The organism is Ruoffia halotolerans (assembly GCF_014049385.1).
Lineage (GTDB): Bacteria > Bacillota > Bacilli > Lactobacillales > Aerococcaceae > Ruoffia > Ruoffia halotolerans.
Map to the genome: position 1 here is coordinate 104,697 of NZ_JACAOA010000004.1, position 15,493 is coordinate 120,189.

Annotated in this window: 12 protein-coding genes; 7 read left to right on the forward strand and 5 right to left on the reverse strand. The window is 37.0% G+C overall.

Features of this window, described 5'->3' with window-relative positions; genetic code table 11:
• The first annotated feature begins 231 nt into the window (after window positions 1–231).
• From mnmE to lepB, 4 genes are all read left to right on the forward strand, one after another.
• Window positions 232–1,611, forward strand: coding sequence for a tRNA uridine-5-carboxymethylaminomethyl(34) synthesis GTPase MnmE (mnmE, locus tag HW423_RS02595; protein WP_218930390.1), 1,380 nt, complete (start codon window positions 232–234; stop codon window positions 1,609–1,611).
• 22 nt (window positions 1,612–1,633) lie between these two features.
• Window positions 1,634–2,122 (forward strand): NUDIX hydrolase, encoded by a 489-nt coding sequence (locus HW423_RS02600; protein WP_218930391.1) that lies wholly within the window; start codon window positions 1,634–1,636, stop codon window positions 2,120–2,122.
• 13 nt (window positions 2,123–2,135) lie between these two features.
• The gene (mnmG, locus tag HW423_RS02605; protein ID WP_218930392.1) at window positions 2,136–4,049 is read left to right on the forward strand and encodes a tRNA uridine-5-carboxymethylaminomethyl(34) synthesis enzyme MnmG; all 1,914 of its coding nucleotides are present in this window, start codon (window positions 2,136–2,138) and stop codon (window positions 4,047–4,049) included.
• Window positions 4,050–4,193: 144 nt separating this feature from the next.
• Entirely contained in the window at window positions 4,194–4,721 is a 528-nt protein-coding gene (gene lepB, locus HW423_RS02610) for a signal peptidase I (protein ID WP_235956243.1), read from the forward strand.
• 81 nt (window positions 4,722–4,802) lie between these two features.
• Here lepB and HW423_RS02615 read toward each other — a convergent pair whose 3' ends face one another.
• The 4 genes from HW423_RS02615 to HW423_RS02630 all read right to left on the reverse strand — a co-directional run bounded on the left by HW423_RS02615 (window position 4,803) and on the right by HW423_RS02630 (window position 10,789).
• Window positions 4,803–5,753 carry a LysR family transcriptional regulator gene (locus tag HW423_RS02615; protein WP_218930393.1) on the reverse strand — a complete coding sequence of 317 codons (951 nt, stop codon included), beginning with the start codon at window positions 5,751–5,753 and terminating at the stop codon, window positions 4,803–4,805.
• A gap of 271 nt (window positions 5,754–6,024) precedes the next feature.
• Window positions 6,025–7,827 carry an ABC transporter substrate-binding protein gene (locus tag HW423_RS02620; RefSeq protein WP_218930394.1) on the reverse strand — a complete coding sequence of 601 codons (1,803 nt, stop codon included), beginning with the start codon at window positions 7,825–7,827 and terminating at the stop codon, window positions 6,025–6,027.
• 106 nt (window positions 7,828–7,933) lie between these two features.
• Window positions 7,934–9,385: an ABC transporter permease gene (locus HW423_RS02625; RefSeq protein ID WP_218930395.1), complete on the reverse strand. Its 1,452-nt coding sequence runs from the start codon at window positions 9,383–9,385 to the stop codon at window positions 7,934–7,936.
• 24 nt (window positions 9,386–9,409) lie between these two features.
• Window positions 9,410–10,789 carry an ABC transporter permease gene (locus tag HW423_RS02630; protein ID WP_218930396.1) on the reverse strand — a complete coding sequence of 460 codons (1,380 nt, stop codon included), beginning with the start codon at window positions 10,787–10,789 and terminating at the stop codon, window positions 9,410–9,412.
• 219 nt (window positions 10,790–11,008) lie between these two features.
• Between HW423_RS02630 and HW423_RS11290 the strand changes: the two genes are divergently transcribed.
• Window positions 11,009–12,712 carry an ABC transporter ATP-binding protein gene (locus tag HW423_RS11290; protein ID WP_218930397.1) on the forward strand — a complete coding sequence of 568 codons (1,704 nt, stop codon included), beginning with the start codon at window positions 11,009–11,011 and terminating at the stop codon, window positions 12,710–12,712.
• 163 nt (window positions 12,713–12,875) lie between these two features.
• Window positions 12,876–13,568 carry a DNA alkylation repair protein gene (locus HW423_RS02640; RefSeq protein ID WP_218930398.1) on the forward strand — a complete coding sequence of 231 codons (693 nt, stop codon included), beginning with the start codon at window positions 12,876–12,878 and terminating at the stop codon, window positions 13,566–13,568.
• Between the two features lie 40 nt (window positions 13,569–13,608).
• Here HW423_RS02640 and HW423_RS02645 read toward each other — a convergent pair whose 3' ends face one another.
• Window positions 13,609–14,355, reverse strand: coding sequence for an NAD-dependent epimerase/dehydratase family protein (locus tag HW423_RS02645; protein WP_218930399.1), 747 nt, complete (start codon window positions 14,353–14,355; stop codon window positions 13,609–13,611).
• A gap of 239 nt (window positions 14,356–14,594) precedes the next feature.
• On the opposite strand from HW423_RS02645, the gene HW423_RS02650 reads away from it, so the two are divergent.
• Window positions 14,595–15,407, forward strand: coding sequence for an APH(3') family aminoglycoside O-phosphotransferase (locus tag HW423_RS02650; protein WP_218930400.1), 813 nt, complete (start codon window positions 14,595–14,597; stop codon window positions 15,405–15,407).
• Window positions 15,408–15,493 lie beyond the last annotated feature (86 nt).

A 15,493-nucleotide genomic window follows, 5' to 3' on the forward strand; every position in this document is an offset into this window, starting at 1 on the left:
TTCCTCCAGTTATTATGTTTAACTGGAAGAATAAATAAAAATACTTCCAAAACCTCACCCCAACCTATCAAAACCATTTGCAATATTCAAATGAATCTTGTATAATGCTAAAGAAATTGAATGTAGTAGCAGTCAAAGTGCTTACGAACCGTATATCAACATGGAGAAATCATGCATATAGGGGGAGTTTAGGCATTTTTTTTGTGAGCAAAATTAGAAAGGAGTCATTCAATGTATAAAACAGATACCATTGCAGCTATTGCTACAGCACTGGGAGAAAGTGCGATTGGCATTGTGAGATTGAGTGGGGATGAAGCAATTGAGATTGCGAGTAAAGTCTTCAAAGGTAAGAACTTAAATAACGTAGATTCCCATACAATTAACTATGGTCATATCATTGACCCAGAAACAGGAAAAGTCATTGATGAGGTGATGGTGAGTGTATTGAAGGCACCAAGATCTTATACAACGGAAGATAGTGTTGAAATCAACTCACATGGTGGGATTATGGCCATTCAAAGAGTACTTGAAGTAGTCTTAGCGAATGGTGCGAGATTGGCTGAGCCAGGAGAATTTTCGAAGCGTGCATTTTTAAATGGTCGTATTGACTTATCACAGGCAGAAGCAGTGATGGATTTAATCCAAGCGAAGACGGATAAAGCGATGGATGCGTCAATGAACCAATTACAAGGAAGTCTTTCAACTAAAATACGTTCATTACGTCAGGAAATGTTAGACACACTCGCACAAGTGGAAGTAACAATTGACTATCCAGAATACGATGATGTCGAAGAGATGTCATTGAAGCAACTCAATGAAACAGCCGTACATGTGAAGGAACAAATACAAAAAATCTTACATCAAGCGCAACATGGCCGTTTATTCCGTGATGGAATTAATACTGCGATTATCGGACGTCCAAACGTTGGTAAATCAAGTTTGTTAAACCGATTAACTGGTTTAGAAAAGGCAATTGTAACTGATATTGAAGGAACAACGCGTGATACGATTGAAGAATACGTTAACGTTCGTGGTGTACCACTTCGACTTATCGATACAGCTGGAATTCGCCAAACTGATGAAGTCGTTGAACGAATTGGTGTAGAGCGTAGTCGTAAAGTTATGGAAGAAGCAGATTTAGTGATTCTAATCTTAAACCAAGCGCAAGCCTTACAAGAAGTAGACATTGAACTCCTAGAATTAACTAAGGATCAAAATCGTATTATTTTATTAAATAAACAAGATTTAGAGCCTCAATTAACTCACGCTGACTTAGAACCTTACATTCAAGATGCTGATTTAATCGCAACCTCGATGCTTGAGGAATCTGGGATTGCTGAGTTAGAAGCTCAAATTGAGCAAAGATTCTTCAGTGGTGAAATTAAGTCTGGTGACGTGAACTACTTACTGAACACACGACATACACAATTACTACGTCAAGCAATTAGCTCACTGGATGAAGTCCTTGAGTCAACTGAAATGATGTTGCCTGTTGATTTAATTCAGATGGACTTTACACGTGCATGGGATTTACTTGGTGAGATTACCGGAGATTCTGTCCAAGACGAACTATTAAATAAATTATTCAGCCAATTTTGTTTAGGTAAGTAAAGGTAGAGAGGACGACAAAATCATGACAAAACTATCAACTATTTGTTATCTCGATAACGGATCAGAGATTTTACTGCTACATCGTAATAAAAAGCCGAATGACATTCATGAAGGAAAATGGATTAGTGTCGGTGGTAAATTTGAAGCAGGTGAAACACCTGAAGAATGCGCCATCCGTGAAATTAAAGAAGAGACAGGCTTAACAGCTATTAAACTGGATTTAAGAGGATTTATTACGTTTCCAGATTTCAAACATGATGGTGAAGATTGGTATAGTTTTGTCTATGTCGTGACTGAGTTCGAAGGTGAACTGATTGAAGAATGCGATGAAGGAACACTGGAATGGGTTCCTTATGACCAAGTCATGGCAAAACCGACTTGGGAAGGGGATTACATTTACTTAGATTGGTTAGTGAAACATACACCCTATTTCTCAGCAAAATTTACTTATGATACAAATGGCGAATTAACCGAACATACCGTTGAATTTAAAGAAGAGAAGAAAGACTAGAAAGGAGTTATTTATGCAAATATATGAAGCAGGACAATATGATGTTATTGTTGTTGGAGCAGGACATGCTGGATCAGAAGCTGCTTTAGCAGCAGCCCGTATGGGATCAAAAACACTTTTATTAACATTAAGCTTAGAAATGATCGCGTTTATGCCGTGTAATCCATCCATTGGTGGGCCAGCCAAAGGGGTAGTTGTTCGAGAAATCGACGCACTTGGTGGCGAAATGGGACGTAATATCGATAGAAACTACATTCAAATGCGTTTATTAAATACAAGTAAAGGACCAGCAGTACAAGCTTTACGTGCCCAAGCAGATAAAGAAACCTATGCAAAAAATATGCGTCAAGTTCTTGAAGAAGAAGAAAACCTAACACTTAAACAAGGAATGGTTGAAGAATTATATGTCGAAGATGGCCAAGTAAAAGGTGTTATTACAAACTCAGGTGCTAAGTATTTAGCTGACGCTGTTGTATTAACAGCTGGAACATCTTCACGTGGTAAAATTATTATTGGTGATTTAGATTATTCATCCGGTCCAAATAATACATTACCTTCGATCAAATTATCTGAGAACTTACTGGAATTAGGTGTTGAATTAGCTAGATTCAAAACAGGAACACCGCCAAGAATTCACGCTGATTCAGTAACGTTTGAAGATACAGTTGAGCAACCTGGTGATACAATGCCGAATCATTTCTCATTTTTAACTCCCGATGAAGACTTTAAAGAAGAAAGTGTTTCGTGCTGGTTAACGCATACGAATGCTCAAACACACGAAATTATTCAAGCAAACTTACACCGTGCCCCAATGTTTAGTGGAATGGTAGAAGGTGTTGGTGCTCGATATTGTCCATCTATCGAAGATAAAATCGTTCGATTCAGTGACAAACCACGTCACCAAATCTTCATTGAACCAGAAGGCGCAAACACGAAAGAAATGTACGTTCAAGGCCTTTCAACTTCCTTGCCAGAGGAAGTTCAAGTTGAGATGTTACGTACGGTAAAAGGTATGGAAAATGCGAAACTGATGCGTCCAGGCTATGCGATTGAATATGATGTCGTTATACCGCATCAATTAGATTTATCACTTGAAGTAAAATCATTACCGGGTTTATTTACTGCAGGTCAAATGAACGGAACAAGTGGTTATGAAGAAGCAGCAGGTCAAGGAATTATGGCTGGCATTAACGCAGCACGTAAAGTCCAAGGGAAGGACCCACTCATCTTAAAACGTAACGAAGCTTATATCGGTGTGATGATTGATGACTTAGTAACAAAAGGGACAACAGAGCCATACCGTTTACTTACCTCACGTGCGGAATATCGGTTATTATTACGTCATGATAATGCTGATATGCGTTTAACTGAGATTGGACACGAGATTGGTTTAGTATCTGAAGACCATTATGAAGCTTTCAAAGCGAAACAAGCACTTGTTGATCAAGAGTTAGAACGCCTAAGCAAAATCCGCCTAACACCACATACAGAAGGTTTAGTTGATTTATTCGAACGCGTTGGATCAGCCTTATTAAAAGATGGTATCTTAGCAAGCGACTTATTAAAACGACCAGAAATTCGTTACATTGACTTAGTGACATTAATTCCTCGCGAAGAAGGACCATTGAACCGCCAAGTCGGTGAACAAGTTGAAATTCAAATTAAATACGAAGGTTATATTAATAAAGCTGTTCGAAAAGTAGAAAAAATGAGTGCTATGGAAGAAAAACAAATTCCTGAAGACATTGATTGGGATGCAATTGGGAACTTAGCAAATGAAGCAAGAGAACGATTAAAACTAATCAATCCAAGCACTTTAGGACAAGCAAGTCGTGTGAGTGGGGTAAACCCAGCAGATATTGCGATCCTTTCTGTTTATATCCAACAAGGAAAAATTAAACGTGTGGGCGAACCAACAGCATCATAACATTATAAATGGAGGCGACACACTGATGATTCAGCGTGCCGCCTCCATATTTTTTAAGAAATCTTTAGCTTTAGGCCCAAAGGTTGTTAAGTATTTATATGGGATGTATAATATTCTTATTATGTTATTTGCTAGGAGATTATCATGAACAGTATTAAACGTTTTTTTAAAGAGAATGGCTTATTTTTATTACTCATCGTTGGAATGGTTTTACTAAGATTATTTGTGTTTACACCCTTTGAAGTCGATGGACCTTCGATGAATTATACTTTAGCACACGGCGATCGATTATTCGGTGCGAATATCTTCAATGTGGATCGATTTGATATCGTGATACTTGACTCGCCGACTGAGGAAGGAAAGCAATACATTAAACGTGTAATTGGCTTACCTGGTGATACAATTTCATCTCAAGATGATGTGATTTATATTAACGACGAACCATTATCAGAAACTTACTTATCGGAAGAAACTCTTCAGAATAATACGAACACCATTGATTTTGCTCCATTAACAATTCCTGAAGGGGAATACTTTGTTATGGGAGATAACCGAAATCATTCATTCGATAGTACAGAGTTTGGACCGATTTCTGAAGAATCAATTAATGCTGAAATATTATTCAGATTTTGGCCATTAGATACTTTTGGAACCGTCGATGAAACTGATTAAATAGAAATAACCACCTTCACTAGACGTGTTTAAACCGTTTAATGGAGGTGGTTAATTTGTGTGAATGGTTAGTTTAACCGATTAAATTGTATAATTATCTGGTGAATGAACACTTTCCAAGTTTTTAACCCGTTCACATAGTATTTGATCAGCTATCTTCAAATAATTTTGCGCATTCGTTGATAATTCCTGATTTTTCGGAGCAATCCAGCAAATATGGTGACTTTCTGAGCTTTCTAAAGGAATTGACGTAACATAATCATCAGTAATGCGGTTTGTCATAATGCCCGAGCCTGTTAAATAAGCATTTGACCCCGTAATGATATTAATTGCACTCATCCGGTCACTTACAACAACCTTTTGATCATTTGCTTGAACTTCTAAGGGATGTTCAGTTAAGAAGTCGTTTTGATGCTCTGTTTGTTCGAATGTGATTGCAGGATAATCCATTAAGTCCTTATATTTTATACTTTCAAATTCAGTTAAAGGATGGTCTTTTCGAATAAAGACATGAGGCTGGAATTCCCACATCACATGGAATTGTAGATTTTCTTGTTCGAATAAGCGAGTTAACATTCGGCGGTTAAATTCACTTAAGTATACGAAGCCAATTTCACTAACATTTTGCGAAACATTTTTAATGACTGAATAGGTATCTACTTCAAAGAAGCGGTAGACAAAGCGTTCACCTGGATGTTTATTAATGAATTTACTGAAAGCTTCTGAAGCGAAGTCATAATGCTGACTTGAGACAGAAAAGAATTGACGTTCCGACTCATTATTAACAAACAAATCGCGCATGACATCAAGTTGGCTTAAGACTTGTCGAGCTTGAGTTATAAATTCATGCCCTTCATGTGTTGTGGTCATTCCGCTACTTGAACGGGTAAATAATTGTTGACCGACTTCAACCTCGAGTTCTTTAAGAGAGACTGATATGGTCGAAGGGGATACAAATAACAACTCAGCTGCGCGGTTAATCGATCCGGTTTTTTCAATATAGTCTAAATACTTTAATTGCTGTATATTCAAATACATTCGTTCCTTTCTGAAACTATAGAAATGCTCTCTAAGTTGGATTTGGATACGATATTTAAATATACCGTAATAAATCTTTCAATGTTAATTATCATACCGCAATTTGCTGTAAATGTTAAATGGCTATATAAAGTTTTAATGAAAAGCTTGAGAAAAACTGTAAACCCGCATTCGGTTCTAAATCGATTCCGAGATAACTACGAAATTATTCCACAGAAAAAGCCCTCACCACCTTATTTACACGGTAGTTGAGGGCTTAAACATTTTATTCAGTAGCTGAATTTAAGTAATTGTTTCTAAACTCTTCTACTTTTGCTTGGTCAGCGACTAAAGTATTCCCAGTTTCAACAAGTGGCGATAATGTTGAGTAAGCTGGTAATTTTAATCCTTGGTAAGCAGCATTAATTTCTTCTTGGTTGATAGCATAAAGAACTGATTTTCTTAAGTCAGGACTGTCTGATACTGGGCGACCGGGTGTATTGACGTTGAATAACATGTAAGTTACCGCATTACTTGGAATTGATTGGAGTGCTAAACTTGGCTCGTTCTCAACAATTGGGTAATCAACTTCACCTAAACCATAGTACAGATCAACTTCGTTCGAGCGTAAGGCAGATAAGGCACTACTTGAATCAGCGATAAAGCGGACTGTGACTTGCTCAATGTTTGCATCTGCATCTGTATCAGGACGGTATGCTGGGTTTTTAACAAAATTTGCTTGGTAATCATTTTTATCTACCATGATGTAAGGACCACTTGCCCATAGGTGGTTATCATAAGAGCCACCTTCAGTGACAGCACGTTGGTCTCCATAAGCAATGTCTGAGTTTACATCATAAGACTCGATATCATAAGTATTTATTGCTTCAACTTGTTGTTCTGACACGATACCTGCTGATTGGTGACCTAAGTAATTTAATACTTGTGGAAATGGTTGTGTTGTTGTTAATTTAACGACTTGATAATTACCATTTGCATTATCGACCTCATCTTCAGAAGCAACAACAGCTGTGATAGGTGTTTCTAATCCTTCTTCTAAAGCTTCTTTCACAGATGAGTCACTCCCAGAAAGTGTCGCTTCTTCTAATTCAGTTACATCTTCCACAATTGAAACTTCGTCAATATGCTCATGTAAACTATACGTACGGTGATCAGGAACTGAATTAGGGTCTTTTGCACGGTTGAGTGAGTAAATAACATCTTCAGCCGATACTAAATCACCTGTATCAATTGCTGCACCGTCTTCGATTTTAGCAAAGTTAATATCATCACGTAAGATGAAGTAATACTCTGAGTTTCCGTCTGCAATCGCATGATTATAACTTAATGAATTCTCTGAAGTAATTTGGTCATCATCCGTTAGGTTGATTAAACGTACATACATATTCGTATTCAATTGGTTGATACTTCCGTCGTTCCCTTTAATTGGGTCTAATGAAGTCAATTGTGATGAGGTTTGTGTTAAAAGTAGTGGACGTTCAGCATGTTGACTGTCATCAACATAAGAAACGGGTTCCCAAGCAAAGGCTCTTGATTTAGACAAACGAATTGAATCTGGGTTTAATACTTCTTGATTAAAGGCTTGTGCTTTTAACGATGTATATAATGGCACGATATACGCATTTTCAGTCACTAATTGATTTTCGAATTCAGTATACGTATTCACATATTCTTCCGGTGTTTCCGTTGCTGCTTGTTCAATTAGTTCATCCACTTCCGGGTTACTCATAATGCTGTTATCCCCATCGGATTTAAATAACGAGCGAACAGCATAATCAGGGTTCCCTGTAACGGTTGTCCAACTTGAGATAGCTAAGTCATAATTTCCTGCTTCTTTTTGAGCATTAAAACTTGCATAATCCGGTTGTAAACTTGTCTCAACTTGGAAGCCAGCACGAGTTAATTGGTCACGGACAATATTAACATCTTGTTCAGATGCTGATTGAGCTAAGATAGTAATGGGAATAGCTTCTTGAGCACTGGCAGTTTGTACAGTAGTTGCGACTGGAGCGACTACCCCAACTAATACTAAGGCTGTTAAAAATAATTTGTTTAAAATTTTATTCATGAAAAATCTCCTTTTATTTTGCTTTGAATGTTTACGGCACTTACAACAATCTTCATCTGTGTTCATCGATACAGCTCACCAACTTTCTTCATAAAATGCTTACGTGTCATTGAGTCATCTTAGGATCTAAAGCATCACGTAAGCCGTCTCCTAAGAAGTTAAATGATAAAACTAAGGCAATAATAGCCAAACCTGGATAGATAGCTAAGTAAGGTTGTGTTTCTAGATAGTCACTTCCGATACGTAAGATGTTACCCCACTCAGGAATATGACTTTCAACCCCTAAACCTAAATAACTTAAACTACTTGTTGAAATAACTGCCGTCGCGACTGTAAGCGATGATCGAATAATCATAGGGGCACTCGCATTAGGAATAACATGTTTTAAAATGATTTTTACATCACTCACCCCAACAGCGTGGGCAGCTTCAACATATTCTAATTGCTTCACTTGAAGTACGTTGGCCCGCATTGTTCTGGCGTAACCAGGAATGCCACCAATACTCAAAGCGAGAATTAAGTTTTGAGTTGAGGTCCCAAAAGCCGTCACAATCGTAATTGCCAATAAAATACCGGGAATCGCGTACAATACATCCAAGGAACGCATAATTGTTTGGTCAACACGGTGTGAGTAATAACCTGAGATAGCACCCAGGAAACCACCAATAAGTAGAGGCGCTAAAGTAGCTAGGACCCCAACTAGTAAAGAAATCCGACCGCCAAAGACCATGCGTGAAAAGACATCGCGCCCGAAATTATCAGTTCCTAAAGGGTACGTCATACTTGGTGCTTGTAAAATCGCCGTATAATTATTTTCAACGGCGTAACTATATTCAAAGGTTAAGTAACTTGTAATAGCCATCGCAAATATAAAGGTAATAATATAAAGCCCAAAGATTGCGACTTCATGACGAGAAATGTTTGAAAAGACACTGCGGCGACGTACATCTACTTGATTATGATGTTCTCGCCAGATTAACCAAGCAGCAATCAAACTTAATAAATTTCCACTGAATGAAGTGACTACAAGTAAGACGATAATAATATATAACTGAGTCTTAGATACATTTTTCAAATGAGGACTAAATAGCGCAAGTCCCCAATGAAAGAGTAAACTGACGCCCAATAGAAATAAACCGATAGTAAACGTCGGGCTCATAGTAGGTTTGAAAAAGTTTAAGCTCGTTGTCGCAATAATCGTTAAGTCAACGAGGACCGCAAAAATAAAATAAATTTGATACGACATGAGTTTACGTAATATTAAGAACATCCCCGTTATAAAGTTAAATGGATTCCCTAATAAGACGGATAACATAAGGACAAAACCCCATACGCGGTGCACAGGATGAACTTTTCCATTGTTTTGAATGTGTCTGGCTATAAAGAAGTTTATGAAGCTGAGTATCAGGTGAATAAGGGCGAAGCCGATAGTCACTAAACTCCAATCTGTTCCTTGTCTTAAATATGTAAATAAAATGACCGCTAATGAGAAGACGATCGAAAGTGTCGAAGCAAAACGTAAATAGCGTTTTGCTACCGGTGAATATGATTGAACCAAAGCCAAACTCCTTTCTATCTAAGTTTAATTTTTTAACGTTGTTCGAATTCGTGGATCAATAAGTGCATACAGTAGGTCAACGACTAAATTGACTAAAGAGACAATAATCGCGATATAGATAACCCCGCCTAAAACAGCTGGAATATCCGGCACAAATTGTTTCTCTACAATATAACTACCAACCCCATTAATATTAAAAACTTGTTCGGTGACTGCTGATCCACCTAACATCCCACCAAATTGCAGACCAATCACTGTAATAACTGGAATCAGCGCATTAGGAATAATGTGACGCCAAATGATGCGCCAATTCGACATTCCTTTTGATCTGGCTGTTAGAAGGTAATCTTCATGAATCACTTCTAAAGTCGAAGCCCGGGTCATTCGTGCAACAGAAGCAGCTAAGCTTGTTCCTAGGACAATCGCAGGCATCAGCAGTGACCACGGATTGTCCGGATTAAAGGTTGCAGGCAACCAACGGTTACGAATTGAAAAGTTTAAGATAAAGATTAAACCTAACCAAAATGTTGGAATAGATAGACCAATTAAAGCAATGAACATAAAGAATTGGTCAAATAAAGAATTCACTTTCACCGCCGAATAAATACCAGCTGGAATCGCAATAACTAATGAAATAGCTAGAGAGAAGAATGTCACTTGCAGTGTAATAGGGAAACGGCGTATTAAAGCGTCAATAACCATATCATTCCCTACATATGTGAAGCCTAAATCAAAGGTTACAACCCCTTTAATTGTTCTCAGGAGCTGAACCCAATAAGAATCATCTAAGCCATGAAGCGCATTGAAATTATCAATTTGCTCTGGTGTTGCTTGAATACCTAATATATTTTGGGCTGGATCTGAGGGTGAAAAATAAAGTAAAGTAAAGACAATCCAAGTCACCCCAAAGATAACAAAGACCATTAAGAATAGTCTTTCAGCAATATATCTAATAATTGGAAAACGGTAAATTGTCATTAATAGATACATCGGTAAAGCTAACATAATACTCGAAATAAAGCCGATTGGGGTTGAAACCCATTGAGAATAAATATCTGAAAGAGAGACACTTTTTGAAATATCTTTATCTTCAGTGATTAAAGTTTGAATATAGTTATTTAATCGCTGAGCAACGATTTTTTCAGTTTTCTCTTTACTAATATTTTGTTTGAAGTAGCGTTGTTTATTACGCTCTTCTTCTAATAATTGCTGTTTTATCGCTTCTTTCTCTGTTTGAGAGAGTCGCTCAACGGCTGGTTGAGCTCTGTTCTTCAAGTAATTTACGATTTGAAGGACGAAGAAGATAATATGTAAAGGGAAGCCGAGTACCCAAAGAGCTACTTTATAAAGCCATTGACTTTGCATTTGTTGGTAAATCAAAGACCATTGTTCAGATTGATTCAAATATTTCACCTCCAAAGAAAAAATAACGGATTGAATCAGACTAATTTAGTATAACGCTTCAAGATTAAAACCAGTCATGGGGATTTTCGAAGGCTAGCATTCGGATTTATGAATGACGATTATCGAATGAGTTCGTCTCTTTGGCAAAATCCCTATGTTATAATACTCGCTGTGTATTAATAGATATCAACGTATATAAAGAAGTATAGGAGTGAGTAAATGTCTGATATTTTAAAGGTCAATCAATTAGGCTTAAGCTTTGAGAGCGAAGACCAACAGCAAGAAGTGTTAAAAAATATCTCCTTTTCAGTAAAAGAAGGTGAAATTGTTGGAATTATAGGCGAGTCAGGTAGTGGGAAAAGTATGACTGCCCGTTCAATTACCCAACTATTACCCGATAATGCCATCATTCATTCTGATAGTGAGATTGAATTCAAAGGGCACAAACTCCTAGAAATTAAACCAAAAGCCTTACGTAAAATATTGGGTGAAGATATTGGAATGATTTTCCAAGATCCATTAAGTTCATTGAATCCAACAATGACTGTTGGTGATCAAGTTGTTGAAGTGATTCGATTACATCAACGTATGAGTAAGAAACAAGCTAAGGCAAGAACAGTTGAATTGATGACGTCAATTGGAATTAAAGACGCTGATGAGAGGTTTAGTCATTATCCGCATGAGTTCTCTGGGGGAATGCGTCAAAGAATTATGATAGCCATTGCCTTAGCAGCTAATCCAAGTTTACTTATTGCAGATGAGCCAACGACAGCATTAGATGTTACGATTCAAGCTCAAATCCTATCCCTTATAAAGCAATTACAAAAAGATTTAAACTTATCTGTCTTACTAATTACTCACGACTTCGGAGTGGTTGCTCAAATTTGTACGCGAGTCATCGTCATGCAAGAAGGTAAAATTGTTGAACAAGGACCGATTGATGAGATATTTGCTAACCCTCAACATCCTTATACTAGATTACTACTTGAAGCTGTACCAAGAATTGAAGAAGAGAAAATCACTCAAGAAAAAGTACAAGTTCAACCGCTAATCTCAGTAGAGCAACTAGAACAAGTCTTCGATATTGGCAAAGGGAAGCAGCTTAAAGCAGTTAATCAGGTTAACTTAGATATTTATAAAGGGGAAACCTTAGGACTTGTAGGTGAATCTGGTTCGGGGAAATCAACTTTAGGTCGCGCTATCCTTCAATTGTATAAACCAACGAGCGGACGTATTATGTTCCAAGGCTTTGATTTGCATCAATTGACTAAATCAGAGATGTTAAAAGTCCGAAAAGATATGCAGATTATCTTCCAAGATCCTTATGCTTCATTAAATCCTCGTATGAAGATTGAAGATATTATCGGAGAGGCACTCGACACGCATCAATTAGTGAATAATGCGAAAGAACGTCGGGCGCGAGTTGAAGAATTGCTAGGTTTAGTTGAATTAGACCCAAGTTTTGCCTCACGTTTCCCCCATGAGTTCTCTGGTGGACAACGTCAACGTATAGGAATTGCCCGTGCTTTAGCCGTAGAACCTGATTTTATTGTTGCGGATGAGCCTTTATCTGCCTTGGATGTTTCGATTCAAGCGCAAATTATTGAACTTTTAAAGAAACTGCAAGATAAACTAGGTTTAACTTATCTATTCATTGCTCATGATTTGGCAGTCGTGAAACAAATTAGTGACCGAGTAGCAGTCATGCAACAAGGCCAAATTGTAGAAGTAGCAGAAACGAACGAATTATACGCGAATCCGTTACACCCCTACACACAACAATTACTCCAAGCTGTTCCAAGGTTAGATGCACAGATGAAGTCGAAGGTGGTAGACTCTAATCCGCTAAAAGCGTGGCAACCAAATAAAGAAGTTGTAGTATTAAAAGAGGTCACTCCCGGACACTATGTAGCTGATTATTAACATATGGCATCCTCCTGTTATTCAGTTGAGGGTGCTTTTTTGGAATTAGGTGAAATAAAAGAAATATTGAAATTAGATAAAATATGGATTTGAAAGTGAGTTCAAAACCATCCTTCAAGATTGAGAATATATCAAAAATTTGTTGAAAGGAGTACGACTCATAATGGATACTAAACAATTAATCACAGAGATGAAAGGCCACCGAACAGACGATGCCCAAGCAATGTCAGCGTATTTAAGAAATCAGTTTCCTTTTTTAGGTCTTAAAAGCGTAGCACGTCGAAATATAACAAGACCGTATTTCAAAGAAGCTAAACAAGAAGCACGAGCACTGTCTAAAGTGAGTCCAGATACATCGATTATTAACTGGGACTTCGTCCAAGAATGTTGGCAACAGGAGGAACGTGAATTCCAATATGTTGCCACTGACTATTTAAATGATATGCAAACGTATTTGAAAAAAGACGATATCAATCATTTGAAAAAACTTATTACAACAAAGTCCTGGTGGGATTCTGTGGATGCTTTAGTGAAAAGAGTGGGCTATCTTCAAACACAGTATCCAGAGTTAAAAGAAACTATCATTGAATGGAGTGTATCAGATAACTTGTGGTTGCGACGCGTAGCGATTATTCATCAATTAAGTATGAAGGAAGCAACCGATACTCAATTACTGACTCGAACGATTATGAATAATTTAGGAAGCAACGAATTCTTTATTAATAAAGCCATTGGTTGGGCATTACGTGATTATGCGCGAATAAATGAAGAATGGGTCAAGAATTTTCTTAGGCAGTATCAGACTGAACTAGCTCCTTTATCAATTCGAGAAGCATCAAAACATATAAATATGTAGACAACAAAAGACGTAGATTTTCATCTACGTCTTTTGTTGATTAAAAAATATTCTTCTTCTCGAACGCATTATCTTGAGGGTTGTAACCTAAATTGACTCTTGCTTCTTCATTAGATAGACGAGTGAACGTATTATTAGAGACACCATTAACAATTAAGAAAGGTTCTTTTAATTCTGCTTCGATACAGCCATCTATAAGACGATTCATATCCTCTTTAGATAAGTACATCGCCATGCCGTACTCATCAACTTCTTCGTCTAATTCATCGTCGCTCACTTTATAATCTGCGATCCGAATCGCAATGGATTCAATGCCATTTGAATAAGCATGGTAAGCAGCTAAACCTTCTAAGTATGCTTTAGATACGCCGTATAAGTTAGCAGGACGGATTGGATCCGTGGTCTTGACTTCAACACCGTCTGGATAACCATCAACGATATGGATAGAACTAGCGACAATGATGCGCTTCAAGTCTTTCGCTTTAGTCGCTTCATTATATAAATTATGTGGGATTTTATAGTTTAAATCTAATAAACTGTCATAAAAATCAGCATCTTGATCGGCTTCTCCAGCTAATTGAATGACATATTCGATTCCATCCAATAAGCCATTCCAATTTTCAGGTTCAAGTAAATCGCGTTTAACAATGGTTGCTTTATTTTGAATATCATCAGGAAAGTCAGAAAAATCACGTCCGACTAAAGTAAGCGCGTGTTTAGTAATAAGGTGCTTTGCTAATTCGACACCAATGGTACCTGTTGCTCCAGTTATGAGTATCTTTGCCATAGTATTGTCTCCTTTTATTATATTGTTACTTAAGATTACGTTTATAGTGCAAAAAATACAATTAAAAACACTTGCGAAGAAAAGAATATTGTGCAATTTGTTTGTAAAAAAGTAATGAAAGATTCGAATCCATTTGAAAAATGACTTTCATGGTGTAAAATCAAGAGTAACACAAATTGATATCGCTTTCCTATTACATGTATATAATAGAGTATTGAATAGAATTGAGGAGTTATGAGATGAATCTAGTAATACCCAAAGAAATCCGAAAATATATTGATAACCAGAATTTTCAAATTGATTTGATAGGCAAATCGAATGCAAAGAAGATGATTTTAGATGATTGCGTTCTTAAGATAGAGTCATCTTCTGATGAAGTTAAAAACGAAGTGCTAATGCTTAATTGGTGGAATAATTATCATCTACCAGTACCTGAAATTTTAGAAAATATTCAAGTCGAAGGAATAAACTACTTATTAATGGAGAAATTAAAAGGAGATCCGTCTTATGAAGTCATTGTCAGACGATCGACTGAGGATTTAATTGAGTTGTTAGCTGATAGTCTTAAGTTACTTTGGAATGTGGATATAACACATTGCCCCAGTTCACAATTGTTAGAAGACAAGTTAGCAGCAGCAAAAGAGCGAGTAGAAAAGAACTTGGTTGATGTGAATGATGCTGATGAAGGAACGTTTGGTGAAGATGGATTCAATAGTCCAGAGACATTATGGGATTGGTTGGATAATAATCGTCCTGAAGAAGAGAAATTAGTATTGTCTCATGGAAATTTTAGTTTACCTAATCTAATTGCTAGTGGTTCCTACTTAACAGGCTTTATTGACCTTGGGCAAAGTGGTGTATCAGATATCTACAAAGATGTTGCTTTATGTTACCGAAGTTTATTGGATAATCTTCGTGGTAAATTCGGTGTACTACGGACTTATACTGAATACGAAGTTGAAAATTACGGGAAGTTGTTCTTCCAAAAAATAGGGATAGAGCCTGATTGGGATAAGGTTAAATATTATATCTTGTTGGATGAGTTGTTTTAATTAAGTTTGATAATGATAAAAATTAGTATCGGCCTAGTTTTAAAACAGCATCATTATACAATAAGAGTTAAAAAAGGGGCTAGTTC

Coding starts and splice junctions, on each gene's coding strand:
- HW423_RS02620 (WP_218930394.1), bottom strand. CDS start 7,827: ATGAATAAAATTTTAAACAAATTATTTTTAACAGCCTTAGTATTAGTT.
- HW423_RS02600 (WP_218930391.1), top strand. CDS start 1,634: ATGACAAAACTATCAACTATTTGTTATCTCGATAACGGATCAGAGATT.
- mnmG (WP_218930392.1), top strand. CDS start 2,136: ATGCAAATATATGAAGCAGGACAATATGATGTTATTGTTGTTGGAGCA.
- HW423_RS02640 (WP_218930398.1), top strand. CDS start 12,876: ATGGATACTAAACAATTAATCACAGAGATGAAAGGCCACCGAACAGAC.
- HW423_RS02650 (WP_218930400.1), top strand. CDS start 14,595: ATGAATCTAGTAATACCCAAAGAAATCCGAAAATATATTGATAACCAG.
- mnmE (WP_218930390.1), top strand. CDS start 232: ATGTATAAAACAGATACCATTGCAGCTATTGCTACAGCACTGGGAGAA.
- HW423_RS11290 (WP_218930397.1), top strand. CDS start 11,009: ATGTCTGATATTTTAAAGGTCAATCAATTAGGCTTAAGCTTTGAGAGC.
- lepB (WP_235956243.1), top strand. CDS start 4,194: ATGAACAGTATTAAACGTTTTTTTAAAGAGAATGGCTTATTTTTATTA.
- HW423_RS02645 (WP_218930399.1), bottom strand. CDS start 14,355: ATGGCAAAGATACTCATAACTGGAGCAACAGGTACCATTGGTGTCGAA.